The 21,198-nt window shown below is 66.4% G+C and carries 19 protein-coding genes; 18 read left to right on the top strand and 1 reads right to left on the bottom strand.

Annotated features, from left to right (window positions below; genetic code table 11):
* Positions 1-34 precede the first annotated feature (34 nt).
* The 16 genes from ABNX08_RS35575 to ABNX08_RS35500 all read left to right on the top strand — a co-directional run bounded on the left by ABNX08_RS35575 (position 35) and on the right by ABNX08_RS35500 (position 18,000).
* The gene (locus ABNX08_RS35575) at positions 35-838 is read left to right on the top strand and encodes an AMP-binding protein (RefSeq protein WP_349605861.1); all 804 of its coding nucleotides are present in this window, start codon (positions 35-37) and stop codon (positions 836-838) included.
* Positions 839-887: 49 nt separating this feature from the next.
* Positions 888-2,348: a 3-oxoacyl-[acyl-carrier-protein] synthase III C-terminal domain-containing protein gene (locus tag ABNX08_RS35570; RefSeq protein WP_349605859.1), complete on the top strand. Its 1,461-nt coding sequence runs from the start codon at positions 888-890 to the stop codon at positions 2,346-2,348.
* Positions 2,349-2,362: 14 nt separating this feature from the next.
* Positions 2,363-3,565: an acetyl-CoA acetyltransferase gene (locus tag ABNX08_RS35565; protein WP_349605858.1), complete on the top strand. Its 1,203-nt coding sequence runs from the start codon at positions 2,363-2,365 to the stop codon at positions 3,563-3,565.
* Between the two features lie 52 nt (positions 3,566-3,617).
* Positions 3,618-4,529 (top strand): SDR family NAD(P)-dependent oxidoreductase, encoded by a 912-nt coding sequence (locus ABNX08_RS35560; protein ID WP_349605856.1) that lies wholly within the window; start codon positions 3,618-3,620, stop codon positions 4,527-4,529.
* A gap of 127 nt (positions 4,530-4,656) precedes the next feature.
* Complete coding sequence (locus ABNX08_RS35555; protein ID WP_349605855.1) at positions 4,657-5,805, top strand: porin; 1,149 nt, start codon at positions 4,657-4,659, stop codon at positions 5,803-5,805.
* Between the two features lie 30 nt (positions 5,806-5,835).
* Positions 5,836-7,014, top strand: a complete 1,179-nt coding sequence (locus tag ABNX08_RS35550; protein WP_349605853.1) for a thiolase family protein — start codon at positions 5,836-5,838, stop codon at positions 7,012-7,014.
* Positions 7,015-7,103: 89 nt separating this feature from the next.
* Positions 7,104-8,303 carry an acyl-CoA dehydrogenase gene (locus tag ABNX08_RS35545; protein ID WP_349605851.1) on the top strand — a complete coding sequence of 400 codons (1,200 nt, stop codon included), beginning with the start codon at positions 7,104-7,106 and terminating at the stop codon, positions 8,301-8,303.
* A 13-nt stretch (positions 8,304-8,316) separates the two neighbouring features.
* Positions 8,317-9,480 (top strand): acyl-CoA dehydrogenase family protein, encoded by a 1,164-nt coding sequence (locus ABNX08_RS35540; protein ID WP_349605850.1) that lies wholly within the window; start codon positions 8,317-8,319, stop codon positions 9,478-9,480.
* Positions 9,477-9,932, top strand: a complete 456-nt coding sequence (locus ABNX08_RS35535; RefSeq protein ID WP_349605848.1) for a MaoC family dehydratase — start codon at positions 9,477-9,479, stop codon at positions 9,930-9,932. The genes ABNX08_RS35540 and ABNX08_RS35535 overlap by 4 nt, the downstream gene beginning before the upstream one ends.
* Before the next feature lie 103 nt (positions 9,933-10,035).
* The gene (locus ABNX08_RS35530) at positions 10,036-10,611 is read left to right on the top strand and encodes a DUF2889 domain-containing protein (RefSeq protein ID WP_349605847.1); all 576 of its coding nucleotides are present in this window, start codon (positions 10,036-10,038) and stop codon (positions 10,609-10,611) included.
* A 111-nt stretch (positions 10,612-10,722) separates the two neighbouring features.
* A complete protein-coding gene (locus ABNX08_RS35525) occupies positions 10,723-12,873 on the top strand; it encodes an acetate--CoA ligase family protein (RefSeq protein WP_349605846.1) in 2,151 nt (716 codons plus the stop codon).
* Positions 12,874-12,929: 56 nt separating this feature from the next.
* Positions 12,930-13,922, top strand: a complete 993-nt coding sequence (locus ABNX08_RS35520; RefSeq protein ID WP_349605844.1) for a tripartite tricarboxylate transporter substrate binding protein — start codon at positions 12,930-12,932, stop codon at positions 13,920-13,922.
* 74 nt (positions 13,923-13,996) lie between these two features.
* Positions 13,997-15,166: an acyl-CoA dehydrogenase family protein gene (locus tag ABNX08_RS35515; RefSeq protein ID WP_349605842.1), complete on the top strand. Its 1,170-nt coding sequence runs from the start codon at positions 13,997-13,999 to the stop codon at positions 15,164-15,166.
* 41 nt (positions 15,167-15,207) lie between these two features.
* Complete coding sequence (locus ABNX08_RS35510) at positions 15,208-16,437, top strand: CoA transferase (RefSeq protein ID WP_349605841.1); 1,230 nt, start codon at positions 15,208-15,210, stop codon at positions 16,435-16,437.
* 47 nt (positions 16,438-16,484) lie between these two features.
* Positions 16,485-17,603: an IS630 family transposase gene (locus tag ABNX08_RS35505; protein ID WP_374063786.1), complete on the top strand. Its 1,119-nt coding sequence runs from the start codon at positions 16,485-16,487 to the stop codon at positions 17,601-17,603.
* Between the two features lie 73 nt (positions 17,604-17,676).
* Positions 17,677-18,000: a hypothetical protein gene (locus ABNX08_RS35500; RefSeq protein ID WP_349605808.1), complete on the top strand. Its 324-nt coding sequence runs from the start codon at positions 17,677-17,679 to the stop codon at positions 17,998-18,000.
* A 102-nt stretch (positions 18,001-18,102) separates the two neighbouring features.
* Here ABNX08_RS35500 and ABNX08_RS35495 read toward each other — a convergent pair whose 3' ends face one another.
* Positions 18,103-18,900: a hypothetical protein gene (locus ABNX08_RS35495; protein WP_349605806.1), complete on the bottom strand. Its 798-nt coding sequence runs from the start codon at positions 18,898-18,900 to the stop codon at positions 18,103-18,105.
* A 106-nt stretch (positions 18,901-19,006) separates the two neighbouring features.
* Here ABNX08_RS35495 and ABNX08_RS35490 point away from each other — a divergent pair, with 106 nt between their 5' ends.
* Together ABNX08_RS35490 and ABNX08_RS35485 are read left to right on the top strand one after the other, a co-directional pair.
* Positions 19,007-19,891: a LysR substrate-binding domain-containing protein gene (locus ABNX08_RS35490; protein WP_374063785.1), complete on the top strand. Its 885-nt coding sequence runs from the start codon at positions 19,007-19,009 to the stop codon at positions 19,889-19,891.
* Positions 19,892-20,806: 915 nt separating this feature from the next.
* Positions 20,807-21,133: a hypothetical protein gene (locus ABNX08_RS35485; RefSeq protein ID WP_022540070.1), complete on the top strand. Its 327-nt coding sequence runs from the start codon at positions 20,807-20,809 to the stop codon at positions 21,131-21,133.
* The last annotated feature ends 65 nt before the right edge of the window (positions 21,134-21,198 follow it).

Here is a 21,198-nt window from a genome sequence, read left to right as displayed (position 1 = left end):
GCGCAGGCCCGAACCCTTCCACCTAGCAATCGATATGGCCACCCTCTGCCGCCCCTACGACGCCTCCGGCACTGCTGCCGCACCCGGGTCGCCGGACAGACACCTGTTCAGCCACCTCGAGGCGCGCGCGCTGCGCGATCACGACAAATGCGCGATCGTGTATCGCGGCCAGCGCGTCAGCTACGGTGAACTGCACCGTGCCGCCCTGTGCCTCGCGGGCTATCTCCAGCAGCATCTAGGAGTGCGGCGCGGCGACCAAGTCCTGCTGGCCATGCCCGCATGCCCGCAGTTCGCCATGGCCTGGTACGGGGTGCTGCGTTGCGACGCCGTCGTGGTGATGGTGCACCCGGACACGTCGAGCGCGGCGCTCGCCCGCTGTGCGGCCAGCACCGGCGCACGGGTCGCCATTGTCGCGGCCGGCTTGCAGGACGTTATTACCCCCCTGCTCGCCGACGCAAGCCTGCAAGGGTGCCTGGTTGCTGCCTGCCCGGATGCCGCCGATGCCACGGGTACCACCGCGCCAGCATTGGCCGCCATGCGCCCCGCCGGCATGCACGGCTTCCTTGATGCGCTGGCAGCGGGCATTGGGCCGGTTCCGATGCTGGCGTCCGGACCGCACCCCGCCGTCATGGCCTGCATGCCGGACGGCCCCGGCCGACCCCGCGTCGCAACCCTGAGCCATCGTGCCTTCGCCGTCATGACCAGTCATGCGCCGCAGGCGCGCGGGAGCGAGGCTCCGGCCGCTCCCTGGCCGGCTGATGCGGGCGCGATGGCCCTGCTGAACCAGGCGGTCATGCGCGGCGACACGCTCGAACTGCCAGCCGCAAGTCGCCCCTGATCCCAGGCAACCACGAACCATCACCTGCCGTCATAACGGCACCGACAAAATGACCAAGACGATGACACCGTACGGAATCACCGGATACGGGGGCTATGTCCCGCGCCTGCGTATGCAGCGTGCCGCCATTGCCGCCGCGCACCGCTGGATGGCGCCGGCCAATATGGCCATGGCAAAAGGCCATCGCGCCTTCTGCAGCTGGGACGAGGACAGCGTGACCATGGCCGTGGAAGCGGCGCGCGATGCGCTGGACATCCGCCCGCGCCAGGACATCACCGCGCTCGCGATGGCCACCACGCGGCCGGCTTTCAGCGACCTGCAGAGCGCCAGCGTCGTGGCAGGCGCGCTTGACCTGCCGGCGAACGTGCGCACGCTGGACGTCGGCCAGTCGCAGCGCGCCGGCGTGGCCGGACTGCTGGCGCAATTGCGCGCCGCGGACGGCAAGGCGCTGTTCATCGCCAGCGACCACCCTGCCGGCAAGCCCGCCAGCACGCAGGAACTGAGCTATGGAGCCGGCGCGGCTGCGTTCACGCTGGGCAGCGAGGACATCGTCGCCAGCCTGGTCGGCAGTGCCAGCTGCGCCAACCTGTTCGTGGACCACTTCCGCGCCGCGGACGGCAAGTACGACTACTTCTGGGAAGAGCGCTGGATCCGCGACGAGGGCTACGGCAAGATCGTGCCCGAAACCGTCAGGCAGGCGCTGGCACAGGCGAATGTGGAGCCCAGCGACGTCAGCCATTTCATCCTGGCATCGCCGCTGAAGGGCGCCGCCGCGATGGTGGCGAGGGGCTGCGGCTTCTCGCCCGAAGCGGTCGCCGCCCACCTGGACGAGCGCTGCGGCTATGCCGGCACGGCGCATGCCTGCCTGATGCTGGCCGACGTGCTGGAGCGCGCGCAGCCCGGCCAGCTGATCGTGGTCGCCGGCTTCGGCCAGGGCTGCGACGTGCTAGTGCTGCGCACGACCGAAGCCATCACCGGCTTCCGGCCGCGCCGCGGCGTGGCCAGGGCCATTGGCGAAGGCCAGGTCCACGATGCCTACCTGCGCATGCTGTCGTACGGCAATGCTATCGAGCTCGAATGGGGCATGCGCGCCGAGAAGCCGCTCAAGACCGCCTTCACCGACCAGTACCGCTCTTCGCACCAGCTGGCCAGCTTCGTCGCGGGCACGTGCTGCCAGTGCGGCACCGTGCAGTTCCCCCAGCTTTCCTACTGCGTGAAGGCGGGCTGCAACGCGCCGGCGTCGGGATTCCAGCGCACCCACCTGTACGACGTGCCCGCCAGGGTACTGACCAGCACGGCGGACTGGCTGTCCTACCACCCGTCGCCGCCGCTCTACGTTGGCTTCGTGCAGTTCGACAACGACGCACGCGTGCTGATGGAGATCGTCGACGTCGGCCAGCAGGGCCTGGAGGTCGGCACGCCGCTGCAGATGGTGTTCCGCATCAAGGACGTCGACCGCGCGCGCAACTATCCGCGCTACTTCTGGAAAGCCACGCCTGTGGCGGCATAAGGGAACTCACAGTCATGGCAAACGGTATCAAGGACAAGGTCGCCATCATCGGCATGGGCTGCTCGCGCTTTGGCGAGCGCTGGGACGTAGGCACCCATGAATTGCTGGCCGAAGCATTCGACGAAGCACTGGTCGATGCCGGCATCGGGCGCAAGGAGATCAGCGCGGCGTGGTTCGGCTCGTGCCTGGACGCGGTCAACATCGGCAATTCCGCGATCCCCGCTTCTCTGGCGCTGCGGCTCGACGGCATCCCGGTCAGCCGCACCGAGAACATGTGCGCCACCGGCACCGAGGCGCTGCGCGGCGCGGCCTATGCGGTGGCATCGGGCGCGGTCGATATCGCGCTGGCGATCGGCGCCGAGAAGCTCAAGGACACCGGCTACGGCGGGCTGCCGTTTTCGTACAAGGGCACCATGAACGACCTGTGGCTGCCGCTGGGATCGGCGCCCGCGGGCTTCGCGCAGCTGGCCGACGGCTATCGCACGCGCCACGGCATCTCGAAGGAAGACCTCAAGCGCGCGCTGGCGCGAGTGTCCTGGAAGAGCCACCAGAACGGCGCGCTCAGCCCCAAGGCGCACCTGCGCAAGCCGGTGTCGATGGAGCAGATCCTGGCCGCGCCGATGATCGCCGACCCGCTTGGCCTGTACGACTGCTGCGGCGTCAGCGATGGCGCCGCGGCGGCCATCGTCACCACCCCGGAGATCGCCCGCGCACTCGGCCGCAAGGACATGGTCACGATCAAGGCGATCCAGCTCAGCGTCAGCTCGGGCATTGAATCGACCACCAACGCCTGGGACGGCAGCCACGTGCGCAATACCCGCATGGCCACCCAGCGCGCCTACGCCGAGGCCGGCATCACCGACCCGCGCCAACAGCTGTCGCTGATCGAGGTGCACGACTGCTTCTCGATCACCGAGCTGGTGACCATGGAAGACCTGTTTATCTCGGAGCCCGGCCGCGCCGTGCACGACGTGCTCGACGGCTTCTACGACCGCGACGGCAATGGCGTGCCGTGCCAGGTCGATGGCGGCCTGAAGTGCTTCGGCCATCCGATCGCGGCTTCCGGCCTGCGCATGGCCTACGAGATCTACAACCAGCTGCAGGGCCGTGCCGGCGAGCGCCAGCTTGCCAGTCCCACCATCGGCCTCACGCACAACCTTGGCGGCGTGCCCTACCAGGGCATTGCGGCCGTGAGCATCCTGGGCCTGGCCCACTGACCACTGACGCCGGCCAGTCCAATTTCATTCGTTGCGAAGGAGAGTTTCAACCATGAGTCTGCTTGAAGGGAAAGTCATCATCGTCACCGGCGCCGGTGCCGGCGTGGGCCGCGGCATTGCACTGGAAGCGGCACGCCAGGGCGCGCGCGTGATCGTCAACGACCTCGGCGTCAATATGGACGGAAGCGGCGGCAGCGCCGGCCCCGCCCAGGAAACCGTCGACCTGATCAAGGCTGCCGGCGGCGACGCCAGCGCCAATACCGACAGCGTGGCCGAGTGGGGTTCGGCGCAGAAGATCGCCCAGCAGGCCCTGGACCTGTACGGGCGCATCGACGGCGTAGTCAACAATGCCGGCAACCTGCGCGACGTCATCTTCCACAAGATGAGCGAGGAAGAGTTCGACACGGTGGTGCGCGTGCACCTGAAGGGCAGCTGGAACGTGTCGCGCGCCGTGGCGCCGCAATTCAAGGCGCAGGAAGGCGGCGCCTTCGTGCACATGACCTCGACCTCCGGGCTGATCGGCAACTTCGGCCAGGCCAACTACGCCGCCGCCAAGCTGGGCATCGTCGGCCTGTCCAAGTCCATCGCGGTGGACATGCAGAAGTTCAACGTCCGCTCGAACTGCATCGCGCCGTTCGCCTTCACGCGCATGGTCGGCAGCATCCCGACCAACACCCCGGAAGCCGCCGAGCGCATGAAGATCAACATGACGCTGGAAGCCGGCAAGATCGCGCCGTTCACGCTGGCGCTGCTGAGCGACCAGGGCCGCCAGGTCACCGGCCAGGTGTTCGGCGTGCGCAACAACGAGATCTACCTGTTCTCGCAGCCGCGCCCGATCCGCACCGCGCATGCCAGCGAAGGCTGGACCGTGCAGTCGTGCATCGAGCGCGCCATCCCCATGCTGAAGGGCTCGTTCTACCCGCTCGAGCTGTCGCGCGACGTGTTCCCGTGGGATCCGGTCTGATCTATTAAGCCACCCGCCGCGGCACGGGAAACCCGCGCTGCGGCGATTTCCAGTCTTGCCGCGATCCGGGGCCGCACGCAAGCGTCCGCCCGCCACGATCCATCAAAAAATAGAAACGGAGACATCCATGAAGCTGGTCAAACGATTCCGGTCTGCCCGCCTTGCGCTGGTCGCTGCCAGCGCAGCGCTGGCAGGTACCGCCAACGCCCAGTCCGTGACGCTGTATGGCCTGATCGATACTAACCTCGAGTACGTGAACAACCAGTCGCGCACCGGTCCCACCGTGCCGCCGGGGCCGGCGGAGAATCGCTTCGCCATGCTGACCGGCGGCATTGGCGGCTCGCGGTGGGGCCTGCGCGGCGTCGAGGACCTGGGCAACGGACTCAAGGGCCTGTTCGTGCTGGAAAGCGGCTTCAGTTCGGATGACGGCAAGATGGCCAACAGCGGCCGGCTGTTCGGGCGCCAGGCGTTCGTCGGCTTTGACAGCCCCTACGGCAAGCTGACCTTCGGACGCCAGTACACCTCGATCTTCGATGTGCTGGCCAACTTCCAGGCTGGCTTCTACCAGCCGCAGTACGAGCCGGTGGTGGCGTACCTGGGGCGTTACTACCGCGAAGACAACGTGGTCAAGTACGGCGCAAAGTTCGGCCCGGTCGAGGTCGCCGCACACTGGTCGTTCGGGGTCGATACCGCTTCGCCGGCCACCGCCGGCGAGGTGCCGGGCAGCTTCCGCTCCGGCGCCGCATATGGCGGCGCGGCAAGCTACACCTCGGGCCCGTTCGGCATCGGCCTGGCCTATGACGAGGTAGACGCCCCGACCACGGCTGGCGGGCCGCCGGGCAAGGCAAAGCGTGCCGCAGTGGCTGGCAAGTATGCCGCCGGCAACGTACGCCTGGTGGCAGGCTACCGCTGGGGCCGCAGCCAGAACCCGGCGGATGTCGAGATCCTGCGCGACAACTACTACTGGGTCGGCGGCACCTACTCCTTCACGCCGCAGCTCGAATCCACGCTGGCCTACTACTACGACGACGTGCGGCAGGTGGCCAACCCGGTCAACGGCACCTTGCTCGGCAACATCAAGAACCCCTGGCAGGTGATGTTCACGACCAAGTACTTCTTCACCAAGCGCACCAGCCTGTATCTCGCCACCGCTTACTCGAAGAACGCCGGCCTGAATTTCGACACCTCGGTGGGCGGCCTGGGCACCGGCTACTACCTCGGCGCCGGCAAGAACAGCCAGTTCGCGGTGACCCTGGGCATGCGGCACATCTTCTGACGAACCCGAATCCATTAGCGGAGAAGTAAATTGAACAAGACTTGTGCAATCGTCGGCGTCGGCATGACCCACTTCGGCAAGTTCCCTGACCAGACCGTGCGGATGCTGGCGGAGACCGCGGTCAAGGCCGCGCTGGACGATGCCGGCCTGCAGCCGCAGGACGTCGACCAGGTGTATTTCGGCAACGCCGTGGCTGGCCTCATCACCGGCCAGGAAATGATCCGCGGGCAGGCGGCGCTGCGCTTCACCGGCCTGATGGGCAAGCCGGTATTCAACGTGGAAAACGCCTGTGCGACCGGCAGCACCGCCTTCCACCTAGCCTGGAATGCGGTGCGCAGCGGCCAGGCGCAGGTGGCGCTGGTGGTGGGCGCCGAACGGATGACGCATGAGGACAAGCGCGTTTCCTTCGGCGCGCTGGCCAGGGCGGTCGATCTCGAGGAAGCGCAGCAGGCCCACGTGGGCTCGGGCAGCGGCTCGATCTTCATGGACATCTACGCCGCCAAGACGCGCAAGTACATGGCCGAGACCGGCGCAACGGCGGCGGACATCGCGCAGATCGTGGTCAAGAGCCGCAAGGCGGCCTCGCTGAACCCGTACGCCCAGTTCCGGACCGAAACCACGGTCGAAGAGGTGCTGGCCAGCCGCATGATCAGCGACCCGCTGACGCTGCAGATGTGCTCGTCGATCGGTGACGGCGCCTGCGCCGTGGTGCTGTGCTCGCCGGAATTCCTCAAGCGCATGACCGCCGCGCGCCCGGTCTGGGTGGGCGGCTCGGTGCTGGTTTCGGGCACGCCCGACGGCAGCCTCGCGCATTGTGCCATCCGGGCCTCGTATGGCGTGTACGAACAGGCTGGCGTCGATCCGCTCGACATCCATGTCGCCGAAGTGCACGACGCTTCCGCGCCGTCGGAGCTGATGTACTACGAAAGCCTGGGCCTGTGCCGGCCTGGCGAAGGTCTCGGCATGCTGCGCAGCGGCGCCACCGGCCTGAACGGCAAGATCTCCGTCAACCCCAGCGGCGGCCTGCTGAGCAAGGGCCATCCGATCGGCGCCACCGGGGTCGCACAACTGGTCGAGCTGGCCCAGCAACTGCGTGGCGAGGCCGGTCCGCGCCAGCGCGAGAACGCCACGCTCGCGCTCGCCGAGAACGGCGGCGGCCAGGTTGGCGTGGACGGCGCAGCCGCCGTCGCCACCATCCTGCACGTTTGAGTCAGGCAACGAGCCGCGCGGCGCGCGGCGCGCGACGGCACAGGCAGAGATGCGCCGTCGCGATGGATTTCAGTTGAGAAGGAAGCGAAATGGACTTTCAACCCGATCCGGGGCTCGAGTCGTTCCGGCAGGAGGTGCGTGAATTCCTGCGCGATCACCTGCCCGCCGACCTGGTAACCCCCGTGCGCAGCGGCACCCGCTCACCCAACGCGGACCTGGTCCGCTGGCAACGCATCCTGAACCAGCGTGGCTGGGGCGCGCCCTACTGGGCCAGGGAGCACGGCGGCACCGGCTGGTCGGTGCTGCAGCGGCTGGCGTTCGACGAAGAATGCATGGCGGCCGGGGCCCCGTCGCAGGACGGCGCGGCACAGAAGCTGATCGGGCCGGTGCTGAACGAATTTGCCACGCCGGCACAAAAGGCCGAGCACCTGCCGCCGATCTTCAATGCCGACCGTACCTGGTGCCAGGGCTTCTCCGAGCCGGGCTCCGGCTCGGACCTGGCCTCGCTGCGCACCAGCGCCCAGCGCGACGGCGACGACTACATCGTCAACGGCCAGAAGATCTGGACCAGCTACGCGCACCGCGCCGACTGGATCTTCCTGCTGGTGCGGACCAATACCGAGGTGAAGAAGCAGGCGGGCATCACCTTCCTGCTGGTGGACATGAAGGCGCCCGGCATCACGGTGCGTCCGATCCGCAGCATCGACGACCGCCACCACCTCAACGAGACTTTCTTCGACAACGTGCGCGTGCCGGTCGCCAACCGCATTGGCGAGGAAGGCGAAGGCTGGAAGATCACCAAGTTCCTGCTCAATAACGAGCACGCCTCGGCGGCCGACCTGCCGACGCTGCGGCGCTACCTGGCGCAGCTGCGGCAACTGGCGGTCAGCCAGCGCAGCGGCGCGCGTACGCTGGCCGAGCACCATGAGTTCGCGCTGCGGCTGGCGCGCTATGAAGCGGAAGTGGCGGCCATCGCCATGATGGTCCAGCGCGTCGCCACGCTGGAGCAGGACCACAGCCCGTCCGCGCATGCCATGGGCTCCATCCTCAAGGTACGGGGCACCGAGCTGCAACAGCGGATGAGCGCCTTCGTCGTGGAGTCGCTGGGCGACTACGGCGCGGTGGCCTACCCCAGCCTGCAAGAGGAAGCAGCGGGCGCGGCGTTGCCGACGGAGTGGTCCGGACGAGGGTTCGCCGCCGAGATGTTCTTCCGCCGTGCCTCGACCATCTATGGCGGCACCAGCGAGGTCCAGCGCGGAATCATCGCCAAGACGCTGTTCCAACTCTAAGAGCCGAGCGATCATGAACCTCAATTTGGAATCCGGGCAGCAACTCCTGCAGGACAGCGTACGGCGCTTCGTCGAACGGAGCTACAGCTTTGACAGCCGTACCACCCAGCTCAAGAGCGGCACCGGCGGTAACGAGCACTGGCGCACCTTCGCCAGCAACGGCTGGCTCGCGGCGGCCCTGCCGGAGGACCACGACGGCCTCGGCGGCACCCTCCTCGACACCGCGCTGATCTGCCACGAACTGGGGCGCGGGCTGGTGGTCGAGCCCTATCTCGGCTGCGCCGTGCTGGCCGCCCAGACGCTGGTGGCGGCCGCCAGGCCCGCTCAGCTGGCCCGGCTGGTGCCGCACCTGGCCGATGGCTCGCGCCGCTTCGCGCTGGCCTACAGCGAAGCGCAGTCGCGCGGCTTCCCCGAGCCCGTGGCGCTGCGTGCCGAGGCCTTGGTCGACGGCTATGCCCTGCACGGCATGAAGACGCTGGTGCTGGGCGGGACCGTGGCCGATACCTTTATCGTGTCGGCCACGCTGGTGCCGCAACCCGACGGGCAGTCTTCCACCACCTTGTTCCTGGTGGATGCCGGCACCCCGGGCCTGACCGTACACCCATTGCGCCTGCATGACGGCAGCGCCGCCGCCGAACTGGTCTTCGATGGCGTCCAGGTCGGACCTGCCGCCGTGCTCGGCGAACCGGGCCGTGGCGCGGCGGCACTGCGGCATGGCCTGGAGCACGCCACCACGGCCCTGTGCGCCGAGCTGGTGGGCGTGATGGAGCGGGCCATCGAGCTCACCGCGGAGTACCTGAAGCTCCGCAAGCAGTTCGGCGTGCCGATCGGCAGCTTCCAGGCCTTGCAGCATCGCATCGCCGACATGGCTGCGGACCTGGAACTGTCGCGCTCGATGCTGTACGCCTTGCTCGCCTCCCTCGCGAACGACGGCGAGGCTGCACGCCGGCACACGCTGTCGCAGGCCAAGGCATTGATCGGGCGCGCCGCGAAGGAGGTATGCGGCCAGGCGATCCAGTTGCATGGCGGCATCGGCATGACCGAGGAATACGCCGTGGGCCACTACCTGAAGCGCGCTGTCGTCGCCGACGTCCTGTTCGGCAGCAGCGACCGCCACGAAGCCGCATGCGCGGCAACACTACAGGCGTCGCTGACGCCGGGGGAAGCATTGCCATGAAAACCTACGAAAAGATTGCCGACCTCGCCGGGCATGTCGGCGAGTGCATCGGGATCAGCGACTGGTTCGCCATCGACCAGGCGCGTGTCAACCTGTTCGCGGACGCCACCGGCGATCACCAATGGATTCACGTCGATCCGGAACGCGCCAGGAGCGGCCCGTTCGGCGGCCCGATCGCTCATGGGTTCCTGACGTTAAGCCTGTTGCCTGCGCTGACCGCGACCGCCTACAAGATCCTTGACGCCCGCACCGGCGTCAACTACGGGCTCGACAAGGTCCGCTTCCCCGCGCCCGTGCGGGTCGGCAGCCTGGTTCGCGCGCATTTCCGGCTGCTGTCGTGGGAGGCACTGGACCATGGCGGCGCACAGATGAAGGTCGAGATGACGGTCGAATGCCAGGGCCTGGACAAGCCGGTCTGCGTGGCGGAATCGATCATGCGCCGGCTGCCCTGATTCCCCGCGCTTCCGCCGTCAACCTGCGCGTCGCCCCTGCCCTGCGGCTCTGCCACGGGCAAGGCGGCGGCGCGAACCTCCTCCTTTCGGGCAAGGCATACCCATGAGTCAATTCATTCCGGCTCCAGCCTGGAGAAAGCCGCTGCATCACCGCCATATCGCGACCTCCGGCTTTGCGCGCAGCGATGGCCTGTTCGATATCGAAGGACAGTTGCAGGACATCAGCCCCGACGGCACCGACCTGCTCTTCAGGACAGTGCCTGCGGGCACCTCGATCCATGACCTGCGCATCGTGCTGACGGTGGATCGCGAACTGGTCATCCGGGGCGCGCGCGCCCGCATCGAGAGCGGCCCGACCATCTACTGCCCCGAAATCGAGCCGGCCTATGCGGCGCTGAGCGGCATGCGCATCGGCCCCGGCTTCAAGCGCGAGGTCAAGGCACGGCTGGGCGGCGTGCAGGGCTGCACGCACCTGACGGAACTGGTCAGCGTGCTGGCCACCACCGCCATGCAGACCATCTTTGCCCTGCTGCGCACCGAGCGCGGCAACCGCCGGCCAGCCGACGAGCAAGGCCCGATGCCAAAGCCGACGCTGGTCAACAGCTGCCATACCCACCGCATCGACGGCGAAGCCGTCAAGGTGCTCTGGCCGGAACACCGGCGCGCCGCCGCGCGATAGCCGCCTGCGGGCCGCCCCGACACGGCACGGCCTGCCCGCCGCGCCGGGCGCCTTGCCGCGAACGCCTGGTGCGATTGCCTTTCGCAGTCCTTCTGAACGTTGGAGAATCCGATGGCTTCACGCACGCTGTACACCCATGCCGACCTGCGGCGCATCTTCCATCCTCGCAGCATCGCGGTCGTCGGCGCGACGCCGAACGAGCGCGCCTTCGCCGGCCGCGCCATGGCCAACCTGCGCGGCTTTGGCGGACGCACGCTGCTGGTCAATCCGAAGTACGAGGGCATCGGCGAGCAGGCTTGCCACCCCTCGCTCGCCAGCCTGCCCGAGACCCCCGACTGCGTCCTGATCGCCACGGCACGCGACACCGTGGAGCCGATCGTGCGCCAGTGCGGCGAGCTTGGCATCGGTGGCGTGGTGGTGTTCGCCTCCGGCTATGCCGAGACCGGCAAGCCCGGGCACGTCGAGGAGCAGCGCAGCCTGATCCGGATTGCGCGCGAGCGCGGCGTGCGCCTGCTCGGACCGAACTGCATCGGCTACGCCAACTATGTCGACAACGCGATCGTCTCCTTTGCCGAACTGGCGCCGCGCACCACCCCCTTGCCGGCGCATGCCATCGGCGTGGTGAGCCAGTCCGGGGCCCTCGCCTTTGCCATGCAGGAGGCGGTCCATCACGGCACGGCCTTCAGCCATGTGTTTTCCTGCGGCAACGCTGGGGATATCGACGTCGCGGACCAGATCTCCTATCTGGCCGGCGACCCCAACTGTGCCGCGGTCGCCTGCATCTTCGAGGGCCTGTCCGACGCCAGCCGCATCGTTGCCGCGGCGCAAGCCTGTGCCGAGGCGGGCAAGACGCTGGTGGTATTCAAGACCGCGCGCGGCAAGCTGGGCGCCGAGGCGGCCATGTCGCACACCGGTTCGCTGGCCGGTTCGGACCGCGCCTATGCCGCGGCGTTCCGGCAGGCCGGCGTGGTCCAGGTCGAAACGCTCGAGCAGCTGATCCCCACCACCGCCTTCTTTGCCAAGGCGCCGCGCCCCAGCGCCGCCGGCACCGCCATCGTGTCGATCTCGGGCGGGGCCGGCATCATCGCCGCCGACGAGGCCGAGCGCTTCCAGGTCGCCTTGCCCCAGCCCGCGGAGGTGACCCGCGCCGTGCTGGAGCGCTGCATCCCGGACTTCGGCGCCGCGCGCAACCCGTGCGATGTCACCGCGGAGGCCGCCAACAACTTCAATTCCTTCGTCGAGTGCGGCGAAGCCATGTTCAGCGACCCGGCCTACGCTGCCGTGGTGTTGCCGCTGCCCGTCACGGGCGAGCCCAACATCCGGCGCCTGCAGCTGTTCAACGATCTGGCGCAGAAGCACGGCAAGCTGGCCTGCGGCCTGTGGCTGTCCGAATGGCTGGAAGGCCCGAACGCCGCCATGGCCGAGAACCTGCCCCACCTGGCCCTGTTCCGCTCGGCATCGGACTGCTTTGCCGCGCTGGCCGCCTGGCATGCGCGCGAACAGTGGCTGGCGGCGCTCAGCGTACCGCACCCGCCCCGCCTGACCGACGAATCCGTGATCCGCGATGCGCGCCGCATGATCGAGGCCGCGCCGTCGCGGGTACTGACCGAGCGGCAATCCAAGGATGTGCTCGCCCTCTATGGCGTGCCGGTGGTCGGCGAGCAGCTCGCAGCGAGTGAAGACGCGGCCGTGCAGGCAGCTGCGGCATGCGGCTACCCCGTGGTCCTCAAGGTCGAAAGCCCCGAGATCCCGCACAAGTCCGAGGCCGGCGTGATCCGCATCGGCCTGCGCGATGCCGGCGCCGTGGCCACGGCCTACCGCGAGATCATGGCCAACGCCCGCAACGTAGCCGGCGAAGCGGCCATCCATGGCGTGCTGGTGCAAAGGCAGGTGCCGGCCGGCGTGGAGATCCTGGTCGGCGCGCAGATGGACCCGCACCTCGGCCCGCTGCTGGTGGTCGGCACGGGCGGCGTGCTGGTGGAGCTGATGCAGGACACCGTGACCAGCAGCGTACCTTGTTCGAAGGAAGAGGCGTATCGCCTGCTCGAACGGCTGCGCGGCTATCCGCTGCTGCAAGGCTTCCGTGGCGCCGCCCGGGCCGATATCGACGGGCTGGCCGACGCCATCGCCAGGCTTTCGGAGTTTGCCTCGGACCAGCGCACGGCCGTCGCCGAGTTCGATGTCAATCCCCTGATCTGCGGCGCCGACGGCGTGGTCGCGGTGGATGCGCTGATCGCCAGGATCCAGGCGGCCAGCGCCTGAACTGCCGGCTGCGACCGGCATCGTCAAACCATCAATACAAGAACACCGGAGACAAGATGACCAATATCTTTGCACCCGCCAGGCGCCGCCTGATCAGCCTGGCAACCATCGGCACGCTGCTCAGCGTGGCCTTACCGGCAGGCGGCCAGACGCAGAACTATCCCGAACGCGTGATCAAGATCGTATCGGTCACCAGCCCCGGCACCGGCCTCGACGACTATTCGCGCCTGCTGGCGAAATACCTTGGCCAGAAGCTGGGCCAGAGCGTGGTGATCGAGAACCGGCCCGGCGCCAGCATGATCATCGGCACCGACTACGTGGCCAAGGCCGCGCCGGACGGCTACACCCTGCTCTACGCGGGCTCCAGCACCATGGCGGCGAATCCGTACCTGTTCAAGCAACTGCCTTACAACCCCGCGAAGGACTTCGTGCCGGTCGCACGGCTGCATGCCTTGCCTGTCGCCATCGTCGTACCCGCCTCGTCGCCCTACCGCACCATCGCCGACCTGACCGCGGCAGCGCGCGCGCGACCGGACTCGCTGAACTATGGCACCAGCAGCACGGGCTTCCAGATCCTCATGGCCGCATTCCGGGAAGCGGGAAAGATGCGCACGGTCAACGTTCCATACAAGACGCAGGGCAACCTGCTCACCGATGTGATGGGGGGCGTGGTCGACTACGCCGGGGTCGATGCTTCCGCGGTGGCGCCGCATGTGCGCTCCGGCAAGATGCGGGCGCTCGCGGTCATGGGCCCCACCCGCATTCCGGTGCTGGGCGACGTGCCGACCCTGGCGGAGGCCGGCATGCCCGAACTCACCATGATCAACTGGACGGGTCTGTTTGCACCGGCCGGCACGCCGCCCGCGATCGTGGAGCGGCTCTCCCGCCTCAGCCTTGAGTTCGTGAATTCACCGGAAGCGGCCGCGCACTACGCCAGCCGCGGCAGCGCAGCGTATCCGGCCACCGGCCCGGAGGTCAGCAACGCCATCGTGGAAGACCAGCAGGTCTGGAAGCGCCTGATCGCCATCGCAGGCATCCAGCCGGAGTAGTCCCCCTCAATTCCCCTGCTGCCATGTACGCACATAGCGATGGGTACCGCAGGACCACAAAGAAGGAGTGCAAGGTGCAAAGACTGACCGAAGAGCGGCGCATGATTCAGGAGGCGGCGCGCCAGTTCACGATCGAACGCGTGCTGCCGCTCGCCAACAAGCTGGATCCGGAAAAGGGCCAGATCCCGCGTGAGCTGATCGACGAGATGGCGGAACTGGGTTACTTCGGTATCCTGATTCCCGAGGAATACGGCGGCCTCGGGCTGGGCGCCTACGAGTACTGCCTGGTAGCCGAGCAGCTCTCGCGCGGCTGGATGAGCGTCGGCAGTCTGATCGCGCGCGGCAACGGCCTCATTGGCGCGCTCAAGGCCCTGTCACCTGAAAAGAAGGCGGAGTACCTGCCGCGCATGGCGCGCGGCGAGTTCCTTGGCGCGTTTTCGCTGTCTGAACCGAACGCGGGTTCCGACGTGGCCAATATCTCCTGTCGCGCGGTGCGTGATGGCGACGAGTGGGTCATCACCGGCAGCAAGTACTGGTGCACCTTTGCCGACCAGGCCGACTTCATCCTGGTGATCTGCCGCACGGATCCGGTCGTTTACCCCAAGGCGCGCCACCGCGGCCTCAGCGCCTTCATGCTCGAAAAGCCTCGCGGCGCCCTGCCCGAAGGCGTGCAGGGCAGTGTCATCCCCAAGATCGGCTATCACGGCTGGACCACCTGGGAACTGGCGTTCGATGGCTGCCGCGTGCCGGCATCGTGCATGGTGGGCGAGGAAGGCAAGGCGTTCTACCTCGCCACCGCCGGGCTGGAGACCGCCCGCGCGCACACGGCCGCGCGCTCGATCGGGCTGGCGCAGGGCAGCCTGGAGGATTCACTGCAATTTGCAAGGGATCGCGCCCAGTTCGGCACGCCCATCGGCAACTTCCAGGCGATCCGCTTCAAGCTGGCGGACATGGCCACGCAGATCGAGGCGTCGCGTGCCCTGCTCTACGCCGTGTGCGAGAAGATCGACGAAGGCGTGCGCACCGACACGGAAGCCTCGATGGTGAAGCTCTTCGCCAGCGAGATGTCCGAGCGCGTCACCAGCGAAGGCCTCCAGATCCATGGCGGCGCCGGCTACACCACGCATTTCGCGGCCGAGCGCTACTGGCGCGATGCGCGCCTCACCAAGATCTTCGAAGGCACTTCGGAAATCCAAATGCGGATCATCTCCGATGCGCTCCTCGGCAAGGCGGTCGCGCAATGAAAACCCCTGCGACAGCAATGAAGGCCCCCTTGGACCCACGCATGCAGCCCCCGCACAAAGCCACCGGCGCCCTCGCCGGCCTCCGGGTGGTCGACCTCACGCAGATGCTGGCGGGCCCGTTCTGCACGCAGATCCTGGCCGACCACGGCGCCGACGTCATCAAGGTCGAGGCCATGACCGGCGACGGCACCCGCATCACCGGGCCATTCCGCGAAGACGACACCCTGCGTGAATTCGGCGGCTATTTCCAGAGCGTAAACCGCAACAAGCGCTCGATCGCCGTGGACCTAAAGACGGAAGCGGGCCGCGAGATCGTGCGCAAGCTGATCGACCACGCCGACATCGTCGTCGAGAACTTCCGCGCCGGCGTGATGGAGCGGCTTGGCCTGTCGTTCGAAACGCTGCGCCAGACCAATCCGCGTCTGGTCTACGGCACCGTGCGCGGCTTCGGCGATCCGCGCAGCGGCGCAAGCCCCTATGCGCACTGGCCTGCCTACGACGTGGTCTCGCAGGCCATGGGCGGCATGATGGGGATCACCGGTCCGGATCGCGACACCCCCACCAAGATCGGCCCCGGCGTGGGCGACACCGTCCCGGCGCTGATGCTCTGCATCGGCATCCTGGCCGCCGTGCACCGTGCCCGCGACACCGGCGAAGGCCAGTTTGTCGACGTGGCCATGACCGACGCGGTGCTGGCCATGTGCGAGCGCATCGTCTACCAGACCTCCTACACCGGCACGGTCCCCGCGCCGGAGGGCAACCGCCACCCGCTGCTTTGCCCGTTCGGGGTGTTCCGCGCGCGCGATGGCTACGTCTCCATCGCCTGTGCGACCGACGCCTTCTGGGAAAAGCTGGCAATCGCCATCGGCCACCCGGAAATGGGCACCGACGAAGCGTTCGCCACCAACGCCGCCCGCGTGCAGAACGCCCAGCGCGTGATTGACGCCATTGAAGCCTTCACCGCACAACGCACCAAGGAAGAGCTTGCGCAGTGCCTGGGCGGGAAGGTGCCGTTCGGCCCGGTCTACACCTCGGCCGAAATCTTCGAGGATGAGCACTACCGTGTGCGCGACATGCTGGTCGACGTGGAGCAGCCCGGCTCGGCCGTGCCGGTCAAGATCGCCGGGGTGCCGATCAAGCTCAGCAGCACGCCCGGCAGCATCCGCCAGCGCGCCCCGATGCTGGGCGAGCACACCGAAGAGATCCTGCTGGCGACCGGCTATGGGAAGAACGAGATTGAATCGATGCGCGGCGCGGGCGCCATTCGCTAGTGTAGCGTTCTGTTCTTGATGGAACTTATATGAATTCGGCGTCTCCAATGCCCTACTGCGATACAGCGTGGAGAGAGCGAGTGCGAGTTGCCCCCGAGATCATGTTGACCGACGAGGAGCGAACCAAGTTGACGAGGCTGGTTCGGTCCAAGCTCACGAGCGTGAGGCTGGCGCAGCGCGCGCGCATTGTGCTGCTGGCCGCCAACGGATTGCAGAACAAGGACATCGCCGAGCAGTTGGGAGTCGGACGCGTGCAGGTCTCGCGTTGGCGTGAGCGGTATGCGCAATCGGGGCTGGCCGGTATCGAACGCGACTTGCCGCGCGGTGCGCCGCCGGTGAAGGTGGACACGGCGCGGCTGGTGGAGCTGACCACTCAAACGAAGCCCGTGGCGGCCACGCACTGGAGCACGCGCAAGATGGCCGCCGAGTTGGGCGTGAGCGCCAGCACCGTCATGCGCCATTGGCACGCCCACGGCCTGAAGCCCCATGTCGTGCGCGGCTTCAAGGTCTCGCGCGATCCGCGGTTCGTCGAGAAGCTTGAAGACATCGTTGGCCTCTACATGTCGCCACCCGAGCACGCGCTGGTGCTGTGCTGCGATGAGAAGAGCCAGGTGCAGGCGCTGGATCGCACGCAGCCCGGCTTGCCGTTGAAGAAGGGACGTGCGGCCACCATGACGCACGACTACAAGCGCAACGGCACGACCACGCTGTTTGCCGCGCTCAACGTGCTCGATGGCCAGGTCATCGCCCAGTGCCAGCAGCGCCACCGCCATACCGAGTGGCTGAAGTTCCTGCGCAAGATCGACCGCGAGACGCCCAAGGACAAAACGCTGCATCTGATCGCCGACAACTACGCCACCCACAAGCATCCTGCGGTGCAAGACTGGCTGGCCAAGCATCCGCGCTTCAACATGCACTTCACGCCCACCTCGGCGTCATGGCTGAACATGGTCGAGCGGTTCTTTCGCGACATCACGACCGAGCGACTTCGCCGCGGCGTATTCACCAGCGTGCCGGAACTGGTCGACGCCATCAACGAGTACATCGCTCACCACAACACCAACCCCAAGCCGTTCATCTGGACCAAGAGCGCTCGCGACATCCTACAGAAGGTCATTCGCGCCAACCGCCGCTTAAGTTCCAAACAGAATGGAACATTGCACTAGCGCCCGTCCCGTAGCACCCCTGCTATGACCCCGGCTATCGCCCGCGCCGACAAGGTCGCGGTTCCATGCAAGCATGGATTCGCCTGGCAAGCGGGGGGCGCCCCTTTTTCCGGACGTCTACGCCTCGACGCCGGAACTCAGGGCTTGGATAGGCACCAGGCCACTAGCGAGGCTGGCACTGTTCCTCGATGATCTCGACAAGCCTCCGGACGAGTGGCTTCAGATAGGCGCTCGTCCGATACATGATGCCGATACGCCGGGACAGATCCAGTTCCTCGCTGCGAATGTCCAGCGCGCGGAGATCTTTCAACTGGCCGAGCGTATCCGGCCCGCAAATACGATCTGGCGCAAGCCATGGCGAGAGTTCAGCAGCGCTTTTGCGAGCAGCATGGCCTGAAGCTGCATGGCTTCCTGCAAGACCGTGAGGGCTCCGAGAGCATCAGCCACTCGAGCAAGTCCAGCTTGCGGCGCTCGGGCGGCATGCTGCGATGGATGAAGGTCAGATGGTCCGAGAAGAAGACGATCCAGTTTGGGTCGTGCAGGACCACGCGGCCAGCCATTTCACGCTCCAGGGCGACGATGGCGAGCGGTGAGCTGTATTCATGCGCTTAGCGCCAGTCGACCCTCGCGAACACTGCTCGGCGGGGCGCACTGGCTGACCCCCACTGGCGCGCGCGATGATCTTCTCCGCATACGTCATCGGTCTCGGCCCGCTGGACCGCGCCGCGGGCGCCCAGCCCTGCTTGCGTGCCCGCATCAGTTTGAATAACCCGCCTCGGCGGATCAGCTCGGCAGTCAGTTCATCCTCTCCACGGGTGAACTCCTCGATCGGAATGGACTCGCCGCGGCGTATGCGGTCGATCAGGCCGAAATCGGTTGAGGTCAGGATGCCGAGATTGCGGCAATTCTGGCGGTAGATCCGCTCGAAGCTCTCTGCGATGACGAGGCGGATTCCTGCGCACCACTCGGCATAGGGACTGGCTTCGCGCGAGGACCCTTTGCCATAGCGCCGCCCTGCGACCGTTACGGCGAAGCCGCCTGCCCTGACGCTGCCAGCGGCAACCGGAAGGGCTTCGCCGCACTTCAGGCCAAGATAGGGAAACTCGCCCAGCGTTTCATCGTAGTGATAACAGATCCAGGCCGGGGTGATCTCGTCGGTGGAGGCGTCCGTGCGTAGCGGCAGCGCCTCTTCAAGCGAAACGTCCTGGCCGGCGAGTTGCCGCTTCACAACCTGGGCATCCTGTGACAGGAAGAGAATGCGGCCGTTGAAGCGCAGGCGATTGGGAACAGTGGACAACTGCACTCTCCTTTCATAAGTTAAAGTACTGTGACTCGCCTGGTATTCTTGTTGCCGCGCCCCTCTTCTACAAGTTAGCGCTCCTGACGCGTCATAAGTTCACCTAATGTCATCCCTTCCTCTCACAGCCTTGCGCGCGTTCGAGAAAGTCGCCGAACACCTCAGCTTCACCCGCGCCGCCGAGGCCCTGCATGTCTCGCAGAGCGCCGTCAGCCAGCAGGTGTCCCAGCTCGAAGAGCGCGTAGGCAAACGCCTGGTGGAACGCAGCGGCCGTACCTTGCGGCTCACGCCACATGGGGAGTTGCTGGCTGCCGCTTGCCAGCGCAGTTTCACTGCGCTGGAACGGGTGCTGCAGCAGATTTCGCGCGGCGGCAGTCAGGCATTGCAGTTCAAGGTGCCACCCACGTTCGCGATGAAGTGGCTGATGCCTCGGCTGCCAGGGTTTCAGGTACTCCACCCGCAGCTTGAATTGCGTATCAACACCAGCGTGCAGCCCGTGGACTTCGAGTCCGAGGATGTCGACATCGGGATGCAGCGTTCGGCGCAGCCGGATCCCGGGCTGCATGCCATCTCCGTCATGGATGAAACCGGAATCCTGGTTTGCTCGCCAAGGCTATGGGGCAAGCGCAAACCGCGGCTGGCCGAACTGGAGTCGATGACCCTGCTTCACAGCGCCAACCGTCCTGAGGACTGGCCGCTCTGGCTCAAGCTCATGGAGGTGCCGGACTTGCAGCCAGCAAACCAGATCGAATTCAGTTTCTCGCTGTTGATGTACCAAGCCGCACTCGAGGGTCTGGGTGTCTGCATTGCGCAGCCGGAATTCGTGGGAGAAGATCTCGCGTCGGGCCGACTCATCGCACCGTTCCCAGAGATCGTTTCGACGGGAAGAAAGCACTTCCTCGTCTGTCCGGAGCGGCGACGTCACGATCCCGCTGTCGCGCGCTTTTTCTCCTGGGTACAGTCGGGGGCAAGTGCGGGCAACGTCCGCTAGCCAACCCACTCCTTCACCAGCCGACGAATGCGAGACCGCGCCAAAGCGGGGGCAAACGGCCGTATCGCTTCTGAGAGGTCGATGAGCCACCTAGAATGTGCGCATGGCATCCGATCCCCAGCCGGCAATCGCCTTCCTTCAGCTCCGAATTGCGCTGCGCGGCCTGAGTCCGCCGGTTTGGCGTGGTCGACTCGCTTGGCTTCAACGACCCTAACCCCACTCGCATCCGAATGCGCTGGATTCAGGATGTAGTTGGATGCATATGGCAAAAGAACGGTGGGGACTTTTAATAGCAAGCTCGCGCCAGCCGCAAGCCATTCTGTCCCAGCGCTCTTGGACCAGTCGCTATTGCTGTTCCAATCGCATATTCATACGCGACGCTCAGGTCGGAATGCCCCCGGATTTCGCAAACGCCTTCCCGCGCGTAGATCGCGATTCACTGATCGGCAGCAGCAGACTTGCGCCCCACGCAAGTAAGACTTAAGCATCTTCTACTTCCCTACCGCGCCATAGACACTAGCATTTCAAGACGCGGCAAGGGGTCATCGAGTGCAACGATCGCGCCGACTTGCACGTACGATAGCCGTCGCTTCATCTGCCGAAAGGCGCTTTCCAGACTCTCTCCCAGGCTTCTGTCGGAGGCAACATGCGCGCTTTGCCCGCACCGGACGTCACGCACCGCGCCCGCGGCGTGATCGTGATTGGCGGCAGTGTCACGGATGCACTGACCGCTCGCCGGCGCCCCAGGGCAGATCCCGGAAAAAATGCCCCTCCATCCTTGATCTTGCTCAACAACGTTTCAGCGCCGGAAATCCAAAGGAGAGAATCATGCAAGAAAAGACATAGATACCCGCACCACCAGGCAGTGGCATATAGCGTTTTTTGTTTAATACATTTTTCGTAGCGGGAGGCACCATGAGACCGGTCCAGAAGATTACCGTCAACAACAAGGGCGCGTACGTATTCAATTTCTCAGTCCAATGGCTTAGTAGCGACGGCAAGTGGAATACCACCGAGTGGAACAGCGGCAATTACCCTGTGGCGCAATCCAGGACAACGCCCCCGCTTGATACCATCGGCGTCCCGGCCGATGCGCTGGCGGTGACTCCCTACGGGCATGCGGTGGCCGGGACGTCCGGTCAGGGCACGCCGTTCCTTGCGTTCGCGGCGAACGATCAGATCGCAACCTATGACGCGGTCGGGACGACTTTCATCGGATTTGCCATCAATTTGATTGAGTAGGCGGCAGACCCGCCCCGCGAGGCCCGGCGTCAACCGTCCTACGATCCATCGCCAGCAGGAGGTCG

Source organism: Cupriavidus sp. DF5525, assembly GCF_040149425.2.
Lineage (GTDB): Bacteria > Pseudomonadota > Gammaproteobacteria > Burkholderiales > Burkholderiaceae > Cupriavidus > Cupriavidus pickettii_A.
This window is presented reverse-complemented; position numbering and strand designations above follow the sequence as displayed.

Bases quoted from the DNA above. Each gene is read 5' to 3' on its own strand.
- ABNX08_RS35490 (WP_374063785.1), top strand. From the start codon at position 19,007: ATGTCATCCCTTCCTCTCACAGCCTTGCGCGCGTTCGAGAAAGTCGCC.
- ABNX08_RS35540 (WP_349605850.1), top strand. From the start codon at position 8,317: ATGAACCTCAATTTGGAATCCGGGCAGCAACTCCTGCAGGACAGCGTA.
- ABNX08_RS35485 (WP_022540070.1), top strand. From the start codon at position 20,807: ATGAGACCGGTCCAGAAGATTACCGTCAACAACAAGGGCGCGTACGTA.
- ABNX08_RS35565 (WP_349605858.1), top strand. From the start codon at position 2,363: ATGGCAAACGGTATCAAGGACAAGGTCGCCATCATCGGCATGGGCTGC.
- ABNX08_RS35555 (WP_349605855.1), top strand. From the start codon at position 4,657: ATGAAGCTGGTCAAACGATTCCGGTCTGCCCGCCTTGCGCTGGTCGCT.
- ABNX08_RS35525 (WP_349605846.1), top strand. From the start codon at position 10,723: ATGGCTTCACGCACGCTGTACACCCATGCCGACCTGCGGCGCATCTTC.
- ABNX08_RS35560 (WP_349605856.1), top strand. From the start codon at position 3,618: ATGAGTCTGCTTGAAGGGAAAGTCATCATCGTCACCGGCGCCGGTGCC.
- ABNX08_RS35505 (WP_374063786.1), top strand. From the start codon at position 16,485: ATGCCCTACTGCGATACAGCGTGGAGAGAGCGAGTGCGAGTTGCCCCC.
- ABNX08_RS35535 (WP_349605848.1), top strand. From the start codon at position 9,477: ATGAAAACCTACGAAAAGATTGCCGACCTCGCCGGGCATGTCGGCGAG.
- ABNX08_RS35500 (WP_349605808.1), top strand. From the start codon at position 17,677: ATGGATTCGCCTGGCAAGCGGGGGGCGCCCCTTTTTCCGGACGTCTAC.
- ABNX08_RS35575 (WP_349605861.1), top strand. From the start codon at position 35: ATGGCCACCCTCTGCCGCCCCTACGACGCCTCCGGCACTGCTGCCGCA.
- ABNX08_RS35545 (WP_349605851.1), top strand. From the start codon at position 7,104: ATGGACTTTCAACCCGATCCGGGGCTCGAGTCGTTCCGGCAGGAGGTG.
- ABNX08_RS35520 (WP_349605844.1), top strand. From the start codon at position 12,930: ATGACCAATATCTTTGCACCCGCCAGGCGCCGCCTGATCAGCCTGGCA.
- ABNX08_RS35570 (WP_349605859.1), top strand. From the start codon at position 888: ATGACCAAGACGATGACACCGTACGGAATCACCGGATACGGGGGCTAT.
- ABNX08_RS35510 (WP_349605841.1), top strand. From the start codon at position 15,208: ATGCAGCCCCCGCACAAAGCCACCGGCGCCCTCGCCGGCCTCCGGGTG.
- ABNX08_RS35530 (WP_349605847.1), top strand. From the start codon at position 10,036: ATGAGTCAATTCATTCCGGCTCCAGCCTGGAGAAAGCCGCTGCATCAC.